Source organism: Pseudomonas pergaminensis (assembly GCF_024112395.2).
GTDB lineage: Bacteria > Pseudomonadota > Gammaproteobacteria > Pseudomonadales > Pseudomonadaceae > Aquipseudomonas > Aquipseudomonas pergaminensis.
The window spans coordinates 787,345-811,571 of the sequence record NZ_CP078013.2 but is presented as its reverse complement, the minus strand read 5'-3'; the positions used below and the strand labels follow the sequence as shown (position 1 = coordinate 811,571).

Genomic DNA, 24,227 nt, shown 5'->3' with positions numbered 1-24,227 from the left:
TGTGGTGCTTTTGAGGGCCTCTTCGCGGGCAAGCCCGGCTCCCACAGTTGACCGAGTTTTTCCCTGTAGGAATGCGGTCGAGTGAGGGAGCCGGGCTTGCCCGCGATGGCCGCGCCTCGGCCTATTTGCCGAGCGGGATTTTAGGCGCCCACGTCAGCCATTCATCTTCAAACTTGTCGAACAGCGGGAAGGTTTGTTGTGGCCTGGCGGCATTGCCCATGCGCTCGCCGTCCGGTGTCGCGAAGGCGATGCCACCGGCAACCAACGTCTCCAGGGACTCAGTACGCACGGTAGCGCCTTTGAACAGACCGAAGTCGAGGCCAAAGCCACTGGTGTTCCAAAAGCGACTGCCGCTGCGCACGAGGGGTGCGTACTTGGGTTCGATCAGAATATGGATCAGGACACGGTCAGCGGTTTGGCCCAACTCATAGCCTGTCACCTTGCCCACGGTGACTTCGCGGTAGGTGACCGGTACGCCTTCCTTCAGCGAGCCACGGCGTGCGGCGCTGAGTGTCAGGCTCAGGCCAGCTTCCTGGTGGACGGCCTCGGGAGGCTGGTCCAGCGCGACAAAACTCTTTTGCGGGCCGGCGTTTTTCGCGGCCGGTTGCACTTCGATGTATTGCCCGGTGACCAGGGTTTCCAGGTTGGAGGTTTTCATCAGGCCCAACTCGGGCTTGACCACCCAGAACTGGCTGCCGACGCGGGCGATGCGGTCCGCTACCTGGGTGATACGCGCACTGAGCAATACCGACTGCATGTCGGCACTGAGGTCAACACTTTCAATCTTGCCCACGTCCAGGCCTTTGAAGCGCACCGGTGTGCCAGGACGCATGCCGTCGGCGCGGTCGACCTTGATGGTCACCAGGGTACCGTGTTGGTTGGCGGCTTCGCGGTCGGCAAACAGGCGGAAACGTGGGATGCGTTTTTTCAACGGAACGTTGGGCTCCGGCGTTTCGAAGGCGATGCCGCCGGCCATCAGGCTGGCCAGGGATTCACTCTTCACCTGAATGCCGCCAGTGAGGCCGCCGGTCAGGGTGACGCCGCTGGCATTCCAGAAGCGCGTCGAGCCATTGACCAGGTTTTCGTATTCCTTCTCGATGTGAACGCCGATCACCAATTGCTTGTTCTTGCGCGAGAACTGGTAGCTCTGCACCGAGCCGACCTTGACCTGTTTGTAGAGGATCGGGCTGCCGACATCCAGGGAACCGAGGTTGTCGGTGAACAGCACCATGTGCAGGCCTGGAGAACGCAGATCCAACGGTGGTGCTTTGGCGCGCGCGACGAATTCACGCTGGGGAGCGCTGCCTTTGTCACCCGGGCGAATGGCGATGTAGTTACCTTTTACCAACGCTTCAAGCCCGGTGATGCCTGCCAGGGAGATGGAAGGCTTGACGACCCAGAACTGGGTATCTTGCACCAGGTAATCTTCGGCCAGCGGGTCGAGGGTCAGCTCCGCGTTGGCGCTGGACAGGTCCGGATCAATCTTCAGGGTTTTCAGGCTGCCGACCTGGATGCCTTTGTACATCACAGGTGTGCGACCGGCCTGCAGGCCTTCGAAGTCGGTGAGCTTGACCTTGACCTTGATACCGGCCGCAGCGGCGTCGAAATCTTCGTAGAGCCGAAATGGCAGGCTCGGGTCAGTGGGTGGGCTGTCCTTGCGGTTCTCTGGCGTGGCGAAGGCAATGCCGCCGGCGACGATACTGGAGAGGGACTCACTGCGGACTTTCACGCCGGAAAGGTTGGCGTCGATGCTGATGCCGCTGGCGTTCCAGAAACGCGTGTGTTTGCGCACCAGGCTGGCATAGGTCGGTTCGATATAGACTTTGATCTCGACAGTGCTCTGGTCTTCGGAGAGCAGATAGCTTTTGACCTGGCCCACTTGAATCTGCTTGTAGAACACCGGACTGCCACGGTTGAGGGAGCCGAGTCGGTCGGCCTTGATCGTCAGGTGCAAGCCTGGCTTGGCGTCAGATAAGGGCGGCTCTTCGGAGAGTGCCTTGAATTTGCGCGTGGGCTCACCGTCGCCTGGGCTGGCGGCGATGTAATTACCCGAAACCAGGGTTTCCAGGCCGGTGATGCCGGCGAGGCTGACGCTCGGTTTGACCAGCCAGAAGCGGGTGTTGGTCTTGAGGTATTGTTCGACGTCCTTGTTCATCTCGATGGTCGCAATCACCCCGCGATTGTTACCTTCATCGTCCAAGGCCAGGGCCTTGACCTTACCCACCGGCATGCCTTTATAGACAACTTCGGTTTTGTTGACCTGGATACCTTCGCCGCTTTCAAAGCGTACCTGGATATCGATGCCCTGCTGGGAATAGGCACGCCACCCCAGCCAGCCACCGATGATCAGGGCAATCAGGGGCAACACCCAAATAGCCGACCAGTTGGAGGCTGGGCGGGTTTTAGCTTTAGGCAAATCACTCATGGTCGTCGTCCGACTCCGTGTTATCCCAAATCAGTCGGGGATCGAAAGTTACTGCGGCAAGCATCGTCAAGATCACCACACTGGCGAACGCTGCAGCGCCGAGATTGGCCTCGACACTGGCAAGTCGCCCAAAGTTTACAACCGCCACCAGGATGGCGATCACGAAGATATCCAGCATGGACCAGCGGCCAATGAATTCGATAAAGCGGTACATCACTATGCGTTGTTGCGCGGATAGCGGCTGGTGACGCTGCACCGAGAACAGTAGCAGACCGATGCCTACCAGTTTGAACGTCGGCACGAGGATACTGGCAATAAACACGACCGCCGCAATAGGAAACATACCGTGCTGCACCAGCTGGATCACCCCGGCCATGATCGTACTGGGATCACCCTGCCCGAGGGAGTTGATGGTCATGATAGGCAACAGGTTAGCGGGGATATACAGAATAGCTGCCGTGATCAGCAACGCCCAGGTGCGGGTGAGGCTGTTGGGACGGCGGGCATGGATCAGCGCACCACAACGGGTACAGGTTTGCTCGTCGGTATCCGGTTCTTGCTTGTTTAATTCATGGCATTCGGTACAAATCAGAATGCCCGCATCAATCGCCCGCATGATCATCCTCTCCTGACAACGCTTGCCAGATCTGGTGGGGCGACATCACCACCTCAAGTAACACTTGAACCATTAGCAGGCTGACGAAGCAGACCAGACCCAGGCCAACAGTGATGGACGCCATGTCGGCAAGTTTCACGATCGCCACCAGCACGCCCATCAAGTAAACCTCCAACATCCCCCAATCTTTCATGTGATGGTAGATGCGGTACAGCAGCAGTCCATAACTGCGGCCGACCTTCCAGCGGATGCTGAGTAGCACTGCCAATTGGCAAAGCAGCTTTAGCAAGGGGATACCCATGCTGCACAGGAAGACAACCGCAGCGACGCCCTGCATGCCTGTATCGAACAGACCGACGACGCCGCTCCACACGGTGTCTTCAGAAGACTGCCCGAGTAGATTGAGCTGCATGATGGGTAGAAAGTTCGCAGGGATGTACAACAGCAGTGCAGCCAGAACCAAGGCGAGACTTCGCTCAACGACATTGTGACGGTGAGCATATAGCTCGTAACCGCAACGGGGGCATTGGGCTTTTTCGCCAAGGGCGAGCACTGGTTTGCGCATCAGCAAGTCGCACTCATGGCATGCCACCAGGTCGTCCAGTGGTAAATCCGATACCTCAAGGGCATCAACCGGATCGGACATAAATAGGGCTCGGACTCTAAAAAAGGTTAGGTGCCTATTCTAGTGTTCTGATTCAGAAATAACTGTGCAAATTTGTCGGGGGGGGATTCGCGCTGATTGAGTTTTCGACCGCCCAAAACAAAACCCCTGTTTGCGTTAGCAAACAGGGGTTCTGGAATTTAATCTTGACGATGACCTACTCTCACATGGGGAAACCCCACACTACCATCGGCGATGCATCGTTTCACTACTGAGTTCGGGATGGGATCAGGTGGTTCCAATGCTCTATGGTCGTCAAGAAATTCGGGTACTGAGTCGTGGCCAGCTGGCCTCGCTTCAGCAAATTGGGTATGTGATAGCTTTCGGTGTTTTGTGAGCGTCGAACTTTCGGTTCATTTCGTCTTCACACACCGCAATCTGATGCTCGTTAGAGTAGTCAAATTGCTTGGGTGTTATATGGTCAAGCCTCACGGGCAATTAGTATTGGTTAGCTCAACGCCTCACAGCGCTTACACACCCAACCTATCAACGTCGTAGTCTTCGACGGCCCTTCAGGGAACTCAAGGTTCCAGTGAGATCTCATCTTGAGGCTAGTTTCCCGCTTAGATGCTTTCAGCGGTTATCTATTCCGAACATAGCTACCCGGCAATGCCACTGGCGTGACAACCGGAACACCAGAGGTTCGTCCACTCCGGTCCTCTCGTACTAGGAGCAGCCCCTCTCAAATCTCAAACGTCCACGGCAGATAGGGACCGAACTGTCTCACGACGTTCTAAACCCAGCTCGCGTACCACTTTAAATGGCGAACAGCCATACCCTTGGGACCGGCTTCAGCCCCAGGATGTGATGAGCCGACATCGAGGTGCCAAACACCGCCGTCGATATGAACTCTTGGGCGGTATCAGCCTGTTATCCCCGGAGTACCTTTTATCCGTTGAGCGATGGCCCTTCCATACAGAACCACCGGATCACTAAGACCTACTTTCGTACCTGCTCGACGTGTCTGTCTCGCAGTCAAGCGCGCTTTTGCCTTTATACTCTACGACCGATTTCCGACCGGTCTGAGCGCACCTTCGTACTCCTCCGTTACTCTTTAGGAGGAGACCGCCCCAGTCAAACTACCCACCATACACTGTCCTCGATCCGGATAACGGACCTGAGTTAGAACCTCAAAGTTGCCAGGGTGGTATTTCAAGGATGGCTCCACGCGAACTGGCGTCCACGCTTCAAAGCCTCCCACCTATCCTACACAAGCAAATTCAAAGTCCAGTGCAAAGCTATAGTAAAGGTTCACGGGGTCTTTCCGTCTAGCCGCGGATACACTGCATCTTCACAGCGATTTCAATTTCACTGAGTCTCGGGTGGAGACAGCGCCGCCATCGTTACGCCATTCGTGCAGGTCGGAACTTACCCGACAAGGAATTTCGCTACCTTAGGACCGTTATAGTTACGGCCGCCGTTTACCGGGGCTTCGATCAAGAGCTTCGCGTTAGCTAACCCCATCAATTAACCTTCCGGCACCGGGCAGGCGTCACACCCTATACGTCCACTTTCGTGTTTGCAGAGTGCTGTGTTTTTAATAAACAGTCGCAGCGGCCTGGTATCTTCGACCGGCATGAGCTTACGGAGCAAGTCCTTCACCCTCACCGGCGCACCTTCTCCCGAAGTTACGGTGCCATTTTGCCTAGTTCCTTCACCCGAGTTCTCTCAAGCGCCTTGGTATTCTCTACCCAACCACCTGTGTCGGTTTGGGGTACGGTTCCTGGTTACCTGAAGCTTAGAAGCTTTTCTTGGAAGCATGGCATCAACCACTTCGCTAACTAAAAGTTAGCTCGTCATCAGCTCTCGGCCTTAAGATCCCGGATTTACCTAAGATCTCAGCCTACCACCTTAAACTTGGACAACCAACGCCAAGCTGGCCTAGCCTTCTCCGTCCCTCCATCGCAATAACCAGAAGTACAGGAATATTAACCTGTTTTCCATCGACTACGCTTTTCAGCCTCGCCTTAGGGACCGACTAACCCTGCGTCGATTAACGTTGCGCAGGAAACCTTGGTCTTTCGGCGTGGGTGTTTTTCACACCCATTGTCGTTACTCATGTCAGCATTCGCACTTCTGATACCTCCAGCAAGCTTCTCAACTCACCTTCACAGGCTTACAGAACGCTCCTCTACCGCATCACTTACGTGATACCCGTAGCTTCGGTGTATGGTTTGAGCCCCGTTACATCTTCCGCGCAGGCCGACTCGACTAGTGAGCTATTACGCTTTCTTTAAAGGGTGGCTGCTTCTAAGCCAACCTCCTAGCTGTCTAAGCCTTCCCACATCGTTTCCCACTTAACCATAACTTTGGGACCTTAGCTGACGGTCTGGGTTGTTTCCCTTTTCACGACGGACGTTAGCACCCGCCGTGTGTCTCCCATGCTCGGCACTTGTAGGTATTCGGAGTTTGCATCGGTTTGGTAAGTCGGGATGACCCCCTAGCCGAAACAGTGCTCTACCCCCTACAGTGATACATGAGGCGCTACCTAAATAGCTTTCGAGGAGAACCAGCTATCTCCGAGCTTGATTAGCCTTTCACTCCGATCCACAGGTCATCCGCTAACTTTTCAACGGTAGTCGGTTCGGTCCTCCAGTTAGTGTTACCCAACCTTCAACCTGCCCATGGATAGATCGCCCGGTTTCGGGTCTATTCCCAGCGACTAGACGCCCTATTAAGACTCGCTTTCGCTACGCCTCCCCTATTCGGTTAAGCTCGCCACTGAAAATAAGTCGCTGACCCATTATACAAAAGGTACGCAGTCACAGAACAAAGTCTGCTCCCACTGCTTGTACGCATACGGTTTCAGGATCTATTTCACTCCCCTCTCCGGGGTTCTTTTCGCCTTTCCCTCACGGTACTAGTTCACTATCGGTCAGTCAGTAGTATTTAGCCTTGGAGGATGGTCCCCCCATATTCAGACAAAGTTTCTCGTGCTCCGTCCTACTCGATTTCATGACTAAGAGATTTTCGCGTACAGGGCTATCACCCACTATGGCCGCACTTTCCAGAGCGTTCCGCTAATCTCAAAGCCACTTAAGGGCTAGTCCCCGTTCGCTCGCCACTACTAAGGGAATCTCGGTTGATTTCTTTTCCTCAGGGTACTTAGATGTTTCAGTTCCCCTGGTTCGCCTCTTGCACCTATGTATTCAGTACAAGATAACCATCTTATGATGGCTGGGTTCCCCCATTCAGACATCTCCGGATCAAAGTCTGTTTGCCGACTCCCCGAAGCTTTTCGCAGGCTACCACGTCTTTCATCGCCTCTGACTGCCAAGGCATCCACCGTATGCGCTTCTTCACTTGACCATATAACCCCAAGCAATCTGGTTATACTGTGAAGACGACATTCGCCGAAAATTCGAATTTCTCAATTAAGAGAACTCACAAATTTTACCTTAGCCTGATCCGTTACCAGTGAAAGTAACGTTCAGTCTATCTTTCTATCACATACCCAAATTTTTAAAGAACGATCTAATCAAAGACTAGAAATCAACATTCACCATCACTTGGATGGAATGCTCATTTCTAAGCTTTCAAAACTTTCAGAAGCAGTAGTGGTGGAGCCAAACGGGATCGAACCGTTGACCTCCTGCGTGCAAGGCAGGCGCTCTCCCAGCTGAGCTATGGCCCCGTATTTCTACAGGCGTTTCCCACACAAAATTGGTGGGTCTGGGCAGATTCGAACTGCCGACCTCACCCTTATCAGGGGTGCGCTCTAACCAACTGAGCTACAGACCCAATTTCGGGCTGCTTCTTATCGTCTTCTTCAATGAATCAAGCAATTCGTGTGGGAACTTATGGAGCAGCTGATGTCGTCGATTAAGGAGGTGATCCAGCCGCAGGTTCCCCTACGGCTACCTTGTTACGACTTCACCCCAGTCATGAATCACACCGTGGTAACCGTCCTCCCGAAGGTTAGACTAGCTACTTCTGGTGCAACCCACTCCCATGGTGTGACGGGCGGTGTGTACAAGGCCCGGGAACGTATTCACCGCGACATTCTGATTCGCGATTACTAGCGATTCCGACTTCACGCAGTCGAGTTGCAGACTGCGATCCGGACTACGATCGGTTTTATGGGATTAGCTCCACCTCGCGGCTTGGCAACCCTCTGTACCGACCATTGTAGCACGTGTGTAGCCCAGGCCGTAAGGGCCATGATGACTTGACGTCATCCCCACCTTCCTCCGGTTTGTCACCGGCAGTCTCCTTAGAGTGCCCACCATAACGTGCTGGTAACTAAGGACAAGGGTTGCGCTCGTTACGGGACTTAACCCAACATCTCACGACACGAGCTGACGACAGCCATGCAGCACCTGTCTCAATGTTCCCGAAGGCACCAATCTATCTCTAGAAAGTTCATTGGATGTCAAGGCCTGGTAAGGTTCTTCGCGTTGCTTCGAATTAAACCACATGCTCCACCGCTTGTGCGGGCCCCCGTCAATTCATTTGAGTTTTAACCTTGCGGCCGTACTCCCCAGGCGGTCAACTTAATGCGTTAGCTGCGCCACTAAAAGCTCAAGGCTTCCAACGGCTAGTTGACATCGTTTACGGCGTGGACTACCAGGGTATCTAATCCTGTTTGCTCCCCACGCTTTCGCACCTCAGTGTCAGTATTAGTCCAGGTGGTCGCCTTCGCCACTGGTGTTCCTTCCTATATCTACGCATTTCACCGCTACACAGGAAATTCCACCACCCTCTACCATACTCTAGTCAGTCAGTTTTGAATGCAGTTCCCAGGTTGAGCCCGGGGATTTCACATCCAACTTAACAAACCACCTACGCGCGCTTTACGCCCAGTAATTCCGATTAACGCTTGCACCCTCTGTATTACCGCGGCTGCTGGCACAGAGTTAGCCGGTGCTTATTCTGTCGGTAACGTCAAAATTGCAGAGTATTAATCTACAACCCTTCCTCCCAACTTAAAGTGCTTTACAATCCGAAGACCTTCTTCACACACGCGGCATGGCTGGATCAGGCTTTCGCCCATTGTCCAATATTCCCCACTGCTGCCTCCCGTAGGAGTCTGGACCGTGTCTCAGTTCCAGTGTGACTGATCATCCTCTCAGACCAGTTACGGATCGTCGCCTTGGTGAGCCATTACCTCACCAACTAGCTAATCCGACCTAGGCTCATCTGATAGCGCAAGGCCCGAAGGTCCCCTGCTTTCTCCCGTAGGACGTATGCGGTATTAGCGTCCGTTTCCGAACGTTATCCCCCACTACCAGGCAGATTCCTAGGCATTACTCACCCGTCCGCCGCTCTCAAGAGAAGCAAGCTTCTCTCTACCGCTCGACTTGCATGTGTTAGGCCTGCCGCCAGCGTTCAATCTGAGCCATGATCAAACTCTTCAGTTCAAACATCTTTGGGTTTTTAAGAAACCCTAAACTTGGCTCAGCAATCGTTGGTTACATCTTTGATTTCTCGCGGAGTAACTTGTGATGCTGATAATCTTGTTGACTATCAGTCTGACTCCACAAGCACCCACACGAATTGCTTGATTCAGTTGTTAAAGAGCGGTTGGTTAAGATCTTTCGTCTCAACCGAGGCGCGCATTCTACAGCAGCCTCATTTGCTGTCAAGTGATTATTTTCAGAAGTTTTCGAAGATTTCTTCAACAACTTCAACCACTTGCGCTTCCGATCTCTCGTTAGCGGGAGGCGAATTCTACAGCGTTACACGCTGCTGTCAACACCTCTTTTTCTCCGCTTTCGACCGAGAAGATCGAAACGTTAATAGAGCCAAACAACACTGCTCTACCAACTCCTTCTGGGCTTCGATGACCTGAAGCAAATCGCTGTCGAATTCTGCGTAACTCTTTGTTTACCAAGGAGTTTTCCGTTTCGACTGCGCCGGAAGTGGGGCGAATTATAGACTTCCAGAATCTGCCGTCAACACCTTTTTTCACATTTCTGTCATATCGGTCAAAAAGGCCCCAAAAACGCAAAAGCCGGCCCCAAGGGGCCGGCTTTCTAGCCAACCTTACAAACTAGGGAAGGCAAACTGAGACGCTTCATGGCTGGCCCGTTGCGGCCAACGCTGGGTAATCGCCTTACGACGGGTGTAGAAACGCACCCCATCCGGCCCATAGGCATGCAGGTCGCCAAACAGCGAACGCTTCCAGCCACCAAAGCTGTGATAGGCCACCGGCACCGGCAGTGGAACGTTAACGCCCACCATGCCCACTTCAATCTCGTCACAGAACAGCCGCGCCGCTTCACCGTCACGGGTGAAGATGCACGTTCCGTTACCGTATTCGTGATCATTGATCAGTTGCATCGCCGCTTCCAGGCTAGCCACTCGCACCACACACAGCACCGGCCCAAAGATCTCTTCTTTGTAGATACGCATTTCAGGCGTCACATGATCAAACAGACTGCCACCCAGGAAGAACCCCTCCTCGTGGCCCGCAACGCTCAGACCGCGACCATCAACCACCAACTTGGCGCCCGATGAAACACCGTCTTCTATATAGCCGCTGACTTTATCCCGAGCCTGCCCGGTCACCAGCGGCCCCATATCCAGCCCGCAAGAGGTGCCCGCACCGATCTTCAATGCCTTGACCTGCGGCACGAGCTTGGCGATCAACGCATCCGCCACCTGGTCGCCCACGCACACGGCCACCGAGATCGCCATGCAACGCTCGCCGCAGGAACCGTATGCCGCGCCCATCAGAGCACTGACGGCGTTGTCCAAATCCGCATCCGGCATCAGTACCGCGTGGTTCTTCGCCCCACCCAACGCCTGGACGCGTTTGCCGCGCCTGGTTGCTTCGGAATAGATGTACTCGGCAATCGGCGTCGAGCCCACGAAGCTCAGCGCTTTCACTTCCGGTGCTTCGATCAGCGCATCCACCGCGCCCTTGTCGCCGTGCACCACGCTCAACACGCCTTTAGGCAGACCGGCCTCCTGCAGCAGCTGTGCGATCAATAGCGTCGAGCTTGGATCACGCTCCGATGGCTTGAGGATGAAACAGTTGCCACAGACGATCGCCAGCGGGTACATCCACAACGGCACCATCGCCGGGAAGTTGAACGGCGTGATACCAGCCACTACACCCAGCGGTTGGAAATCCGACCAAGCATCAATGTTCGGCCCTACGTTACGACTGTACTCGCCCTTCAGAATTTCCGGCGCCGAACACGCGTACTCGACGTTCTCGATCCCACGCTTCAGCTCACCCGCGGCATCTTCCAGCGTCTTGCCGTGCTCTTCGCTGATCAATTGGGAGATACGCGCTTCGTTCTGCTCCAGCAACTGCTTGAAACGGAACATCACTTGGGCGCGTTTGGCCGGCGGGGTATTACGCCACGCCGGGAACGCCGCCTTGGCTGCGTCGATCGCCTGTTGAATGGTTTCACGGCTGGCCAGCGGCACCTGGTGGATCACCTGGCCGGTGGACGGGTTGTACACGTCGGCACTGCGACCGCTGTCGTTGATCAATTCACCGTTGATCAAATGCTGGATAAGGCTCATGCAGGGCTCCTGAAAAGTTGTTCTATATAGAAGGAGAAATCAGTCGATCTTGTTCAGCACTTCACCGACCGCATCGAACAGGCGATCCAGGTCTTGCGGCTTGCTGTTAAAGGTTGGCCCGAACTGCAGGGTGTCGCCGCCAAAACGCACGTAGAAACCTGCTTTCCACAAGGCCATGCCGGCCTCGAATGGTCGCACGATGGCATCGCCGTCACGCGGGGCGATCTGGATCGCGCCGGCCAGACCGTAGTTGCGAATGTCGATCACGTTCTTGCTGCCCTTCAGGCCATGCAGCGCATTCTCAAAGTGCGGTGCGACTTCGGCCACGCTCTGCACCAGGTTTTCCTTCTGCAACAGGTCCAACGCCGCCAGGCCGGCCGCACAGGCTACCGGGTGCGCCGAATAGGTATAGCCGTGGGGGAATTCCACCGCGTACTCCGGCGTCGCCTGGTTCATGAAGGTCTGATAGATCTCGCTGCTGGCAATCACGGCGCCCATCGGGATAGCGCCGTTGGTGACTTGCTTGGCGATGCACATCAGGTCCGGGGTCACACCGAAGCTGTCGGCACCAAACATTGAGCCAGTACGGCCGAAACCGGTGATCACTTCGTCGAACACCAGCAGGATGTTGTGTTGATCACAGATCTCACGCAGACGCTTGAGGTAGCCCTGCGGCGGTACCAGCACGCCAGCGGAGCCGGCCATTGGCTCGACAAAGACTGCGGCGATGTTCGACGCATCGTGCAATTCGATCAGCTTGAGCAGTTCGTCGGCCAGCGCGATACCGCCCTGCTCCGGCATGCCACGGGAGAAGGCATTGCTTGCCAGCAAGGTGTGCGGCAAATGGTCAACGTCCATCAAACCCTGGCCAAACAGCTTACGGTTACCGTTGACGCCACCCAGGCTGGTGCCGGCGATGTTCACACCGTGGTAACCACGGGCGCGGCCGATCATCTTGGTCTTGGTGGCCTGGCCTTTTAGACGCCAGTACGCACGCACCATCTTCACCGCGGTATCGGCGCACTCGGAGCCGGAGTCGGTGAAGAACACGTGGTTCAGGTTGCCTGGGGTCAGGTCGGTGATCTTTTCCGCCAGTTGAAAGGACAGCGGATGACCGTATTGGAAGCCCGGCGAGTAGTCCAGCGTGCCCAGTTGCTTGGCGACCGCTTCCTGGATTTCCTTGCGGGTGTGCCCAGCGCCGCACGTCCACAGGCCCGACAGCGAGTCGTACACCTTGCGGCCCTTGTCATCAGTCAGCCAGCTTCCTTCGGCAGCAACGATCAGGCGCGGGTCACGCTGGAAGTTACGGTTGGCGGTGTACGGCATCCAGTGAGCATCCAGCTTCAATTGGCTGGCCAGGGACGATGGGGCGTTTTCGGGCATGTTCATCAGCAAAACCTCGCAAGGCAAAAGGCAGCGTCGGGATTGAAAAGCGTTGTTGCAGCTAAATTGCCACGGCGATAAAGTCGGTGAAATCCAACTCTTCTAACCTTCAGTCAGGCCTTCACTAAACTATGAGCAGCCGTCGACCCGACCCTTTGGCCCAAGTCAGTGACTTCGATATCCGCCTGCTGCGCATCTTTCGCAGCGTGGTGGAATGCGGCGGCTTTTCGGCGGCCGAAACCGTATTGGGCATCGGGCGTTCGGCGATCAGCCAGCAAATGAGCGATCTCGAACAACGGCTCGGATTAAGACTGTGCCAACGCGGCCGCGCCGGTTTTTCCCTGACCGAAGAGGGCCGCGAGGTCTATCAGTCGGCCCTGCAACTATTAAGTGCTCTGGAAAGCTTTCGTACCGAAGTCAACGGCCTGCACCAGCATCTGCGTGGCGAGCTGATCATCGGCCTCACCGACAACCTCGTCACCCTGCCCCACATGCGCATCACCCACGCACTCGCACAGTTAAAGGAGCGCGGCCCGGACGTGCAGATCCAGATTCGCATGATCGCTCCCAATGAAGTCGAGCAAGGGGTCCTCGACGGCCGCCTGCATGTCGGCGTGGTGCCACAGGCCAGCGCACTGTCGGGTCTGGAATACCAGCCGCTGTACAGCGAGCGCTCCCTGCTCTACTGCGCGGTGGGCCACCCGCTGTTCTATGCCGACGATAAACAACTGGACGATGCACGCATCGATGCCCAAGACGCCATCGCCCCAACCTTTCGCTTGCCCGCCGAGATCCAGGCCCATTACCAGGCGCTCAACTGCACCGCCAGCGCCTCTGACCGAGAAGGCATGGCGTTCCTGATTCTCACCGGCCGCTACATCGGCTACCTGCCTGATCACTACGCCAGCCTATGGGTACAACAAGGCCGACTGCGTGCGCTGAAACCGGCTACACGGTTTTACGATTTAAGCCTCGCATCGGTCACGCGCAAAGGCCGTCGCCCCCATTTGGTGCTGGAAAGCTTCCTCGAAAGCCTGGCTGCAACGCGCTAGCTCGGGCCTTGCGCAAAAAGCTGAGCAACTGGACAGCTTTTTGCAAGAGTTCAAGGACCTAGAACCGTCCGACTCGAGTTTGCCCGCCATGCCACCAGAATCTTCCAGCCCCAGCGACCTGATTTACGGCCTCAACGATCGGCCGAAACCTGCTCCGGCCTTCCTCGCTGCCCTGCAACACGTACTCGCCGCTTTCGTCGGCATCATCACCCCGCCGCTGATCATCGGCTCTACCTTGGGACTCACCGCCCATTTGCCCTACCTGATCAGCATGGCGCTGATGGTTTCCGGCGTAGGCACGTTCATCCAGGCGCGTAGACCTTTTGGTATCGGCGCCGGGATGATCTGCCTGCAAGGCACGAGCTTCGCGTTCCTCGGCGCGGTGCTGTCGGCAGGCTTCCTGGTGAAACAACGAGGTGGCAGCCCGGAGGACATCATGGCGATGATCTTTGGCGTGTGCTTTTTCGGTGCTGCGGTGCAAATCGTGTTGAGCCGGTTTATCGGCCAACTGCGTCGGGTCATCACGCCACTGGTGACGGGGATTGTCATCACCCTGATCGGCATCAGCTTGATCAAGGTCGGTATCACTGACCTTGGCGGCGGGTTCAACGCCGCCGATTTCGGCGCGCCCACCAACCTGGCACTGGGCCTGTTCGTGGTGCTGACGATCATTTTGCTCAACCGCTCCAACACCCCTTGGGTACGCCTCTCTGCAATCATCATCGGACTCGCGCTCGGCAGCCTCGCCGCCTGGTTCAGCGGCAAACTCGTGCCCCAGGCCCTACCCGACCTGCCGCTGGTCAGCGTGCCGATTCCGCTCCGCTTTGGTTTCAAGTTCGACTGGAGCGCTTTCCTGCCGATCGCGCTGATTTATCTGATCAGCAGCATCGAAACCGTTGGCGACCTCACCGCCAACTGCATGATCGCCCGTCAGCCCATCAGCGGCCCCTCTTATATAAGCCGGCTCAAGGGCGGCGTACTCGGCGACGGCGTGAGCTGCATGATCGCTGCCACTTTCAGCGCCTTCCCCAACACCACCTTCGCGCAGAACAACGGCGTGATCCAACTCACTGGCGTGGCCAGCCGTTACGTTGGCCTCTACATCGGCGTGGTGCTGTTTTGCCTGGGCCTGTTTCCGTTGATTGGTGCCGTGCTGCAGCAAATCCCCAAACCGGTACTGGGCGGCGCAACCCTGGTGATGTTCGGGAGTGTGGCCGCCGCCGGCGTGCGCATTCTTGCCCAGGCTCCGCTGGACCGGCGCAGCATGCTGATCATCGCCACCTCGTTTGGCGTCGGCCTGGGTATCGCCGCCCAACCGAACCTGCTGCACCTGATGCCAACGCTGGTGCAGAACCTGTTTGACTCGGCCATCACCAGCGGCGGGCTGACGGCCATCCTGTTGTGCCTGCTGCTGCCGGAAAGCAAAGCGCCCGTGACTGCCGCAAACAAAGCGCCGGAAAGCGACAGTCTGGAACCGCTTTGACGGTTTTATTGCATCAGGACTTGTCTGGGGCTTGAGGGTGGGTTATCTGTGCACACGTCGTCTCTATCGATCAGCACGGAAACCTCCATGAGCCTCGAAGTTCCTGCCCACAGCAACCAAGCCGGTAAACCCGCCAGCCGCATTCGGCAAAAGAACGAACAAGCGATTCTCCAGGCTGCTGAAGATGAGTTCGCGCGCCATGGCTTCAAAGGCACCAGCATGAACACCATCGCTGCCAGTGCCGGACTGCCGAAGGCCAACCTGCATTACTACTTCACTAACAAGCTGGGGCTGTACATCGCGGTGCTCAGCAATATCCTCGAACTGTGGGACAGCACCTTCAACGCGCTGACCGCCGAGGATGACCCAGCCGTGGCGCTCACCCGCTACATCCGCACCAAGATGGAGTTTTCGCGACGCCACCCCCAGGCCTCGCGGATCTTCGCCATGGAGATTATCAGCGGCGGCGAATGCCTGACCGAATATTTCAGCCAGGACTACCGCGCCTGGTTCAGCGGCCGCGCGGCCGTGTTCCAGGCTTGGATCGACGCCGGCAAGATGGACCCCATAGACCCCGTGCACCTGATCTTCCTGTTGTGGGGCAGCACCCAGCACTACGCCGACTTTGCCACCCAGATTTGCCGCGTCACCGGTCGTACCAAGCTGACCAAGCAGGACATGGAAGACGCCGGCACCAACCTGATCCACATCATTCTCAAGGGCTGTGGCATCAAGCCCGTCTATTAATCGAAGCGACTTATGCCTTTCACGCTCACCGGCCTTTGCGAGTTTCGCGAAGAAATACGCAAAAGCCGCTTTATTACCCTCGCCGCACCGATCACCAGCGCGCAAGACGCCCAGGCGTTTTTCGAGCAACACAGCGACCTGAACGCCACGCACAATTGCTGGGCCTGGAAACTGGCCGACCAATACCGCAGCAATGACGACGGCGAACCCGGCGGCACCGCCGGGCGCCCGATCCTCGCAGCCATCGAGGCGCAAGGTTTTGATCAGGTCGCGGTGTTGGTGATTCGCTGGTACGGCGGCATCCAATTGGGCACCGGCGGCCTCGCCCGCGCCTACGGTGGCGGCGCGAATAAATGCCTGCAAAATGCCGACCGCATCGAACTGATCAGCCGTGTCCCCTTGAGCTGCGCCTGCGGGTTCGCCGAGCTGAACCTGGTGAAATTGCGCGTTGCTGAACTGGGCGGGCTGGTGGTCGACGAAACCTTCACCGCCAATGGCGTCGAGTTGCAACTCGCCTTGGGCGAAGCGCATATCGATACCCTGCAGACTCAGCTTGCCGACCTCAGCCGTGGGCGTATCCTGCTACAACGCTGAAACTGCTAACGTTGCACTCCCTGAACCGCGACTCTAAAGGAAGCTTTTCATGTCTACGCCAAAAACCGCATTGATCATCGGCGCCTCGCGCGGGCTGGGCCTTGGCTTGGTCAAGCAACTGTTGCAGGACGGTTGGGACGTGACGGCCACCGTGCGCGATCCGAGCAGGGCCGATGCCCTGAAGGCCGTCGGCCCAGTAAAGATCGAAAAACTCGACATGGACGACCAGCAAGCCGTGATCGCCCTGAGCCAACGCCTGAAGGAACGGACCTTTGACCTGCTGTTCGTCAACGCCGGCGTCAAGGGCCCCGCCAATCAAGAGCCGGGCCACGCCACCTTGGCAGAAGTCGGCCAACTGTTCTTCACCAACGCCGTAGCGCCGATCAACCTCGCCCAGCGTTTTGTCGGGCAAATTCGTAAAGACAGCGGCGTATTGGCCTTCATGAGTTCGGTACTGGGTAGCGTGACCATCCCCGACGGCTCCGACCTGGCGCTGTACAAAGCCAGCAAGGCGGCACTCAACTCCATGACCAACAGCTTTATTACCCAGCTGGGCGACCATAAGTTGACCGTGCTGTCGTTGCACCCAGGCTGGGTGAAGACCGACATGGGCGGTGAAAACGCACACATCGACGTCGACACCAGCGTGCGCGGCCTGGTGGACCAGGTGAACGCCTACACTGGCAAAGGCGGCCATCATTTCATCGATTACAAAGGCGACACCATCGCCTGGTAAAACCCTGAGGATCGTTATCGACCGATTGCCGTCGGTAACGATCCGCGCGTAGACTGCCCCCTCGCCTTTACCGGCGACCCTGGATCAGCAGACAGGGCAACACTGAGCTGGCAAACCTGAACCCATCATTCAGAGGAGCCGGCCAATGCCTGCGACCCGTATCTGGTTAAAAAACCCCCTCGCGATTTTCACGGCGAACGGCCTCGATGCCCGTGGCGGCCTGGTGCTGCAAGACGGTGTGATCACCGAAGTGCTGGCCCTGGGACAAGAGCCCACACAACCCTGCACACAGGTATTCGATGCCCGTGAGCATGTGGTCCTGCCGGGCCTGATCAACACCCACCATCATTTCTATCAGACCCTGACCCGCGCCTGGGCGCCGGTGGTCAATCAGCCGTTGTTTCCCTGGTTGAAAACCCTGTACCCGGTCTGGGCACGACTCACCCCGGAAAAGCTCGCTCTCGCCAGCAAAGTCGCATTGGCCGAACTGCTGCTCTCGGGCTGCACCACAGCGGCGGACCACCACTACTTGTTCCCCGACGGCCTGGAAAACGCCATCGACGTACAAGTGGAAAGCGTCCGCGAGTTGGGCATGCGCGCCATGCTCACCCGTGGCTCCATGAGTTTGGGTGAAGCCGACGGCGGCCTGCCACCGCAACAGACGGTGCAGCAGGGCCAAGTCATCCTTGAAGACAGTCAGCGGCTGATCCGCGAATACCACCAGCGTGGTGACGGCGCGCAAATCCAGATCGCACTGGCGCCCTGCTCACCGTTTTCCGTCACCCCGGAAATCATGGAAGCCAGTGCCGAACTGGCCAACCGCCTGGATGTACGCCTGCACACCCACCTGGCGGAAACCCTCGACGAGGAAGACTTCTGCCTGCAACGCTTCGGCCTGCGCACCGTGGACTACCTCGACAGCGTCGGCTGGCTCGGCCCACGTACCTGGCTGGCTCATGGCATTCACTTCAACCCGGATGAAATTGCGCGCCTGGGCGCCGCCGGCACGGGTATCTGCCATTGCCCAAGCTCGAACATGCGCCTCGCGTCCGGCATCTGCCCGACCCTGGACCTGCTCGCGGCAGGCGCGCCTATCGGACTGGGTGTGGACGGTTCCGCGTCCAACGATGCGTCGAATATGATCCTTGAAGCGCGCCAGGCGTTGTACATCCAGCGCCTGCGTTACGGCGCGGAAAAGATCACCCCGGAAGGCGTGCTGGGCTGGGCAACCAAAGGATCGGCGCAGTTGCTGGGCCGTACGGATATCGGCGAATTGGCCGTCGGAAAACAGGCCGACCTGGCGCTGTTCAAGCTCGACGAGCTGCGCTTCTCCGGTAGCCATGATCCGATTTCGGCGCTGCTGTTGTGCGGCGCCGACCGTGCGGACCGGGTGATGATTGCAGGCAAATGGCGCGTGATCGACGGCCAGGTCGAAGGCCTGGACCTGAGAGGCCTGATCGCCGATCACACCCAGGCCGCGCGGCAGTTGATCGCTGGCTGATTACAACCCCAACAGCGACAGCATGATAAAGGTCGCAAACAGCACGAAATGGGTCATCCCTTCGATGGCGTTGGTTTCGCCATCGTTGAGGTTGATCGCGCTGACGATCAGCGTGATAAACACCATCACCGTTTGTACCGGCGTCATCGCCATCTGGAACGGCTGGCCGGTGTAGAGCGCCATCGCCTCCATCACCGGCACCGTCAGGATCACCGTCGACAACGATGCACCCAACGCGATGTTGACCACCGACTGCATGCGGTTGGCCAACGCGGCGCGCAATGCCGTCAGAATCTCCGGTGCTGCCGAAATGGCCGCGACCACAATCGCCGTAATCACCGGCGGCGCCCCCGTGCCTTCCAGGCCCAGGTCCAACGTTTTGGACATCACCTCGGCCAGCGCCCCGATCACGATCACACCAAACACCAACGTGCCGATGGAAAACGCCAGGTTGACCGGCTGCGCCTGTTCTTCTTCCGGCTGTTTCTTGCGACGTTTCTCCGGGTAGCTGTAGCTGAAGAAGTAGCTGTGCGGCCCCACCTGCATGCGCAGGAACAGGGTGTACAACACCACCATCGCGCCGATGGTGAAGGCCGAATAAATTTTCCAGTCGGCTTCGGGGATAAATTCCGGCACCACCATCGACACGCCCATGGCGGTGAGGATCATCACGCTGTAGGTTCGCGCCGAATCGTCGTTGTAGGACTGTTCGCCATGCTTGATGCCGCCCATCAACGCGGCGAGGCCGAGAATCCCGTTGATGTCGAGCATCACCGCCGAGTAGATGGTGTCGCGCACCAAGGTGGGCGACGGCTCATTGCTCATCATGATCGCCAGGATCACCACTTCCACCAGCACAGCGGCGAGCGTGAGGATCATGGTGCCGTAAGGGTCGCCGACTTTTTCCGCGAGTTGTTCAGCGTGATGGGCCACGCGCATCGACGCCGCCACGATGAAGCCAATCAGCACCACGCCCGCCAGCAGCGCCACCACTTGCCCGCTGTGGAGCATCCAGTGCTCCAATGGGTAGGCGGCAATGGCGGCAATCAGCGCCAGCAGCATGAATTTTTCTTGCTTGAGGGATGTGAGCATTCCGGGCCTTTTAGTACGGCAAATCAGTCATTGATGGGGTACAGACTGCGCCAAGCCGCTAACGTTTCGTTACACCTTAGTTCACGGGAACCTTGCATGAATAAAAGCAAAACTCTCCTGCTGGTCAGGTTTTGCCAATTATTTCAGCCATGGGCTGTAGAATGCCGCCATTGCACCTGATGAGAATTTAGAAAATGTACGATTGGCTCAACGCCCTGCCCAAGGCTGAACTGCACCTGCACCTGGAAGGCTCGCTGGAGCCTGAGCTGCTGTTCGCCCTGGCCGAGCGCAACAAGATTGCGCTGCCGTGGAACGACGTCGAAACCCTGCGCAAGGCCTACGCCTTCAACAACCTGCAAGAGTTCCTCGACCTGTATTACAAGGGCGCTGACGTGTTGCGCACGTCCCAGGATTTCTACGACCTGACCTGGGCCTACCTGCTGCGCTGCAAAGAGCAGAACGTGATCCACACCGAACCCTTCTTCGACCCGCAAACCCACACTGACCGTGGCATACCGTTCGAAGTGGTGCTTAACGGCATCGCCGCCGCGCTCAAAGATGGCGAGCAGCAACTGGGCATCACCAGCGGCTTGATCCTCAGCTTCCTGCGCCACTTGAGCGAAGCCGAAGCCGAGAAAACCCTCGACCAGGCGCTGCCGTTCCGTGACGCGTTCGTGGCCGTGGGCCTGGACAGTTCGGAAATGGGTCACCCGCCAAGCAAATTCCAGCGCGTGTTCGACCGTGCTCGTCACGAAGGCTTCCTCACCGTGGCCCACGCCGGCGAAGAAGGCCCACCCGAGTACATCTGGGAAGCCATCGACCTGCTGAAGATCCAGCGTATCGACCATGGCGTACGCGCCATCGAAGACGAGCGCCTGATGCAACGCATCATCGACGAGCAAATCCCGCTGACTGTGTGCCCGCTGTCCAACACCAAGCTGTGCGTGTTCGACGACATGGCCCAGCACAACATCCTCGACATGCTTGAGCGTGGCGTGAAGGTGACGGTGAATTCGGATGACCCGGCCTACTTCGGCGGTTATGTCACCGAAAACTTCCACGCGCTGTACACCTCGCTGGGCATGACCCAGGACCAGGCCAAACGCCTGGCGCAAAACAGCCTGGATGCGCGACTGGTCAAACCGTGATCCCGTAAGCGCCGGCTTGCCGGCGATGCAGACACCTCGGGTTGTTCAGGATGACCGAGGTGATCCTATCGCCGGCCAGCCGGTTCCTACGCAGTCAGCTCCTCGCTGGCACGGCCAATCGGGTGATTTCCTGCCGTCCGATAGCATGGACCTGCAAGGCCTGGGACTCATTGATCACGCTGATCCAGTTCGACTGCAAGAACAACTGCAACAACCCCGCCCCCAACGCCCCGCCCAGATGCGGCTGCTGCTGGCTCCAGTCAAAGCAGTTGCACACCAGCGGCGACGCCAATGCCTGGGTGAAAATCCCCAAGCCTGCCAGGCACAGCGCACCTTTGACCGTGATATCGGTACGCTGCTCATGGCGCTCGATCCATCCCGCTTCCAGCAGATGTTGATACAACTGCGCCCCCAGCTCTCCACCCAGGTGGCCGTGGCACAACCGGGCCTGCCGTAACAACGCCGGCGCGACCAGGGCTGGCAAATTATCCGACGTGCTGCGCGCGGCGCACGCCATAGTAGTCCTGGCCAGGGCATCAATGGCTGCGCTGACATCCGGCGCCGCCACGCGAAACAAGCGCTTGCCACGCCTGGCCTCTACGCGCAGCAAACCACCGGCGGTCAGTCGCGCCAGGTGCGCGTTGGCAGAGGTTGCTGACAACCCGGCGAGTGTCGCCAACTCGACCGGCGACTTGGCCGAGCCATCCATCAACGCCCATAGCATCGCAGTGCGTTTGGGTTCAGCAAGTAAGCTGGCGATCTGACTGATGCACGGTGCTGCTTCCATCGTTTCACTCCCTGTTGAATTATTTTCCCATTGAGGTCAGCGCCAGAGTATAGGGGCGCAAACCGCCGGCTCCACGGCGTCTGACAGCGCGGATAGGGACAGGGAATGAGTGAAATTTCCTCTTGTGGTGGAGGGCGTTACGTCGCGCTCAATCGTTCCGGTAACTGAGCGGTCAACGTCGCACAGCGGGACACAAGCATTTCTCGCAACAGGTTGATGGGTTTGCTCAGCTGCGCACGGTGAGCACACAACAAATTGAGCGGCGTGCGCTCGCCACGCAGCTCCGGCAGGATCAGACGCAAGCGCCCCGCCAGCACATCGGTGCTCACATCGAGCCAGGACTTGTAGGCAATGCCCACACCCGCCACCGCCCAACGACGGACCACATCGGCATCGTCACTGAAGCGGTCGCCGGTGACGGTCAGGCTGATTTCGCGCTTACCGTCGCTGAAGGTCCAATGATCGTGGACCCGGCTGCCGAGCATATAGAGCAGGCAATTGTGCTGGGCCAGTTGCTCCAGGTGCCGAGGCTCGCCATAGCGCGCGAGATAGCTGGGGGAGGCACACAGCACGCGAACGTTATCCGGCGCGACGGGCAGCGCGATCAGGCTGGAGTCCTCGGGCTCACCGTAGCGCAGGGCAATATCCACCGGCTGGCGGAACAGATCGGCAATCCGATCGCCCAACAGCAGCCGTACGGTCAAATGCGGGTACTCCCGCTGGAACTCGTCCAACCAGGGCAGCAGCTGATTACGCCCGAAATCCGACGGAGCCGATAGCTGCAGCACACCGCTGACATGGTCCTGGCCACTGGCCAACAAGCGTCGGCCTTCATCCAGCGAGCTCAAGGCAGCGCGAGCATATTCCAGAAAGCCGTCGCCTTCAGCGGTCAGGCGCAGGCTGCGGGTAGACCGCGCCAGCAAGCGTGTGCCCAATTGCTGCTCGATACGCTTGAGCGCCGCACTTGCGACAGCCGGTGACAGGTCCATGACCCGTGCAGCAGCGGACAGGCTGCCGAGGTCCGCCGCACGTACAAACAACTGCAAATCATCAAAACGCAGCATGCATTCCCACTCATTATCAATATTTTATTGAAACAGACTGCTGTTTTAGCCGCTTTTATCGGCGCGGAAAATAGCCAATCATCTGTGCATCCCGTTCATCACGTGCCTGGAGTTGAATATGTCCACTGCCTTTAACGTCATTGCCACGCTGATCGCCAAACCCGGCCAACAGGCCACCCTGGAAACCCTGCTGCGCGGCCTGCTGGAACCCACGCGCCTGGAAGCCGGCTGCGAGCAGTACGACCTGCACCAGGACCTGCAACACCCCGAGACCTTCTACATGCTCGAACGCTGGAGCGACGACGCGGCGCTGGCCGACCACGACCAGAGCGCGCACATCCAGAGCTTTCGCGCCAAGGCCGCCGATGTCATCGAACACTTCGAACTCAAGCGCCTGAAATTTCTCGCCTGATCACCCGCCATTTTCCGGAGCCATCATGAAAGCCATTGCCTACTACGCGTCACTGCCGATCAACGATCCCAACGCCCTGCAAGACATCGAATTGCCAGCGCCCGTCGCCGGTCCGCGCGACTTGCTGGTGGAAGTCAAAGCCATCTCGGTCAACCCCGTGGACACCAAGGTGCGCCAGAACGTCGCCCCGGAAAACGGCGCCGCCAAAGTGCTGGGCTGGGACGTGGCCGGCGTGGTCAAGGCGGTCGGCAGCGAAGTGACGTTGTTCAAGGCCGGTGACAAGGTGTTCTACGCCGGCTCGCTGGTGCGCCCGGGCGGTAACAGCGAACTGCACACCGTGGATGAGCGCATCGTCGGCCACATGCCCAAGAGCCTGGGCTTTGCCGATGCCGCCGCACTGCCGCTGACCGCCATTACCGCCTGGGAACTGCTGTTCGAACGCCTGCACGTGCGTGAAGGCAAGCAAGACGAAGGCCAGAGCCTGCTGATCGTCGGCGCTGCCGGTGGCGTGGGGTCGATCCTGACCCAACTGGCCAGCCAGCTCACGGCCCTTAAAGTGATCGGTACAGCCTCTCGCCCGGAAACCCAGGAATGGGCCAAGGCCCTCGGTGCCGACCTGGTGATCGATCACAGCCAACCGCTGAGCGAAGCACTGACAGCCGCCGGTCACCCGCAAGTGACCCACGTCGCCAGCCTGACCCAGACCGATCATCACCTGGACCAACTGGTCGAAGCCCTGCAACCCCAGGGCAAGCTGGCACTGATCGACGACCCCAAGGCGCTGGATGTCAGCAAGCTCAAGCGCAAGAGCCTGTCGCTGCACTGGGAGTTCATGTACACACGCTCGATGTTCGAGACGCCGGACATGATCGAGCAGCACAACCTGCTTAACCGCGTGGCCGAACTGATCGACGCCGGTACCCTGAAAACCACGGTGGGTGAGCACTTTGGTGTGATCAATGCCGCGAACCTGCGACGCGCTCATGCCCTGCTGGAAAGCGGCAAGGCCAAGGGCAAGATCGTGCTGGAAGGGTTCTGAAATCT

Annotated in this window: 17 protein-coding genes, 2 tRNA genes and 3 rRNA genes; 9 read left to right on the top strand and 13 right to left on the bottom strand. The window is 57.9% G+C overall.

The window, feature by feature from the left end; all coding sequences use genetic code 11:
- Nucleotides 1-121: 121 nt before the first annotated feature.
- From KUA23_RS03565 to aptA, 10 genes are all read right to left on the bottom strand, one after another.
- Nucleotides 122-2,425, bottom strand: coding sequence for a PqiB family protein (locus tag KUA23_RS03565; RefSeq protein ID WP_099493957.1), 2,304 nt, complete (start codon nt 2,423-2,425; stop codon nt 122-124).
- Entirely contained in the window at nt 2,418-3,041 is a 624-nt protein-coding gene (locus tag KUA23_RS03560; protein WP_034101913.1) for a paraquat-inducible protein A, read from the bottom strand. Before KUA23_RS03560 ends, KUA23_RS03565 begins: the two co-directional genes overlap by 8 nt.
- The gene (locus tag KUA23_RS03555) at nt 3,028-3,687 is read right to left on the bottom strand and encodes a paraquat-inducible protein A (protein WP_078046727.1); all 660 of its coding nucleotides are present in this window, start codon (nt 3,685-3,687) and stop codon (nt 3,028-3,030) included. Before KUA23_RS03555 ends, KUA23_RS03560 begins: the two co-directional genes overlap by 14 nt.
- Nucleotides 3,688-3,849: 162 nt before the next feature.
- Nucleotides 3,850-3,965, bottom strand: a 5S ribosomal RNA gene (gene rrf, locus KUA23_RS03550).
- 157 nt (nt 3,966-4,122) lie between these two features.
- Nucleotides 4,123-7,014: ribosomal RNA gene (locus tag KUA23_RS03545) — 23S ribosomal RNA — on the bottom strand.
- Between the two features lie 249 nt (nt 7,015-7,263).
- A tRNA-Ala gene (locus KUA23_RS03540) sits at nt 7,264-7,339 on the bottom strand.
- Between the two features lie 30 nt (nt 7,340-7,369).
- A tRNA-Ile gene (locus KUA23_RS03535) sits at nt 7,370-7,446 on the bottom strand.
- 82 nt (nt 7,447-7,528) lie between these two features.
- Nucleotides 7,529-9,065, bottom strand: a 16S ribosomal RNA gene (locus KUA23_RS03530).
- Together the 16S, 23S and 5S rRNA genes with 2 tRNA genes alongside form the textbook arrangement of a ribosomal RNA operon.
- Before the next feature lie 625 nt (nt 9,066-9,690).
- Complete coding sequence (locus tag KUA23_RS03525) at nt 9,691-11,184, bottom strand: CoA-acylating methylmalonate-semialdehyde dehydrogenase (RefSeq protein WP_099493344.1); 1,494 nt, start codon at nt 11,182-11,184, stop codon at nt 9,691-9,693.
- A gap of 39 nt (nt 11,185-11,223) precedes the next feature.
- A complete protein-coding gene (gene aptA, locus KUA23_RS03520; RefSeq protein ID WP_065900385.1) occupies nt 11,224-12,573 on the bottom strand; it encodes an omega-aminotransferase AptA in 1,350 nt (449 codons plus the stop codon).
- 125 nt (nt 12,574-12,698) lie between these two features.
- On the opposite strand from aptA, the gene KUA23_RS03515 reads away from it, so the two are divergent.
- The 6 genes from KUA23_RS03515 (at nt 12,699) to KUA23_RS03490 (ending at nt 18,680) form a co-directional block, all read left to right on the top strand.
- Nucleotides 12,699-13,619, top strand: a complete 921-nt coding sequence (locus KUA23_RS03515; RefSeq protein WP_078046725.1) for a LysR family transcriptional regulator — start codon at nt 12,699-12,701, stop codon at nt 13,617-13,619.
- 88 nt (nt 13,620-13,707) lie between these two features.
- On the top strand, nt 13,708-15,102 hold the full coding sequence (locus KUA23_RS03510) for a uracil-xanthine permease family protein (protein ID WP_252993454.1): 1,395 nt from the start codon (nt 13,708-13,710) through the stop codon (nt 15,100-15,102).
- Between the two features lie 87 nt (nt 15,103-15,189).
- Nucleotides 15,190-15,849 carry a TetR/AcrR family transcriptional regulator gene (locus tag KUA23_RS03505; RefSeq protein WP_078046723.1) on the top strand — a complete coding sequence of 220 codons (660 nt, stop codon included), beginning with the start codon at nt 15,190-15,192 and terminating at the stop codon, nt 15,847-15,849.
- A gap of 12 nt (nt 15,850-15,861) precedes the next feature.
- Entirely contained in the window at nt 15,862-16,443 is a 582-nt protein-coding gene (locus KUA23_RS03500) for an IMPACT family protein (RefSeq protein WP_099493346.1), read from the top strand.
- 49 nt (nt 16,444-16,492) lie between these two features.
- A complete protein-coding gene (locus KUA23_RS03495) occupies nt 16,493-17,179 on the top strand; it encodes an SDR family oxidoreductase (RefSeq protein ID WP_078046721.1) in 687 nt (228 codons plus the stop codon).
- 145 nt (nt 17,180-17,324) lie between these two features.
- Nucleotides 17,325-18,680, top strand: coding sequence for an 8-oxoguanine deaminase (locus KUA23_RS03490; protein ID WP_252993453.1), 1,356 nt, complete (start codon nt 17,325-17,327; stop codon nt 18,678-18,680).
- Here KUA23_RS03490 and KUA23_RS03485 read toward each other — a convergent pair whose 3' ends face one another.
- Entirely contained in the window at nt 18,681-19,772 is a 1,092-nt protein-coding gene (locus KUA23_RS03485; protein WP_099493349.1) for a calcium:cation antiporter, read from the bottom strand.
- 194 nt (nt 19,773-19,966) lie between these two features.
- Between KUA23_RS03485 and KUA23_RS03480 the strand changes: the two genes are divergently transcribed.
- The gene (locus KUA23_RS03480) at nt 19,967-20,920 is read left to right on the top strand and encodes an adenosine deaminase (RefSeq protein ID WP_012722045.1); all 954 of its coding nucleotides are present in this window, start codon (nt 19,967-19,969) and stop codon (nt 20,918-20,920) included.
- A 94-nt stretch (nt 20,921-21,014) separates the two neighbouring features.
- Here KUA23_RS03480 and KUA23_RS03475 read toward each other — a convergent pair whose 3' ends face one another.
- Together KUA23_RS03475 and KUA23_RS03470 are read right to left on the bottom strand one after the other, a co-directional pair.
- Nucleotides 21,015-21,707 (bottom strand): ArsR/SmtB family transcription factor, encoded by a 693-nt coding sequence (locus tag KUA23_RS03475; protein WP_078046717.1) that lies wholly within the window; start codon nt 21,705-21,707, stop codon nt 21,015-21,017.
- A gap of 137 nt (nt 21,708-21,844) precedes the next feature.
- Nucleotides 21,845-22,771 (bottom strand): LysR family transcriptional regulator, encoded by a 927-nt coding sequence (locus KUA23_RS03470; protein WP_252993452.1) that lies wholly within the window; start codon nt 22,769-22,771, stop codon nt 21,845-21,847.
- Nucleotides 22,772-22,889: 118 nt separating this feature from the next.
- Here KUA23_RS03470 and KUA23_RS03465 point away from each other — a divergent pair, with 118 nt between their 5' ends.
- Nucleotides 22,890-23,183 (top strand): putative quinol monooxygenase, encoded by a 294-nt coding sequence (locus KUA23_RS03465; protein WP_025857591.1) that lies wholly within the window; start codon nt 22,890-22,892, stop codon nt 23,181-23,183.
- 25 nt (nt 23,184-23,208) lie between these two features.
- The gene (locus KUA23_RS03460) at nt 23,209-24,222 is read left to right on the top strand and encodes a zinc-binding alcohol dehydrogenase family protein (protein WP_078046714.1); all 1,014 of its coding nucleotides are present in this window, start codon (nt 23,209-23,211) and stop codon (nt 24,220-24,222) included.
- Nucleotides 24,223-24,227 lie beyond the last annotated feature (5 nt).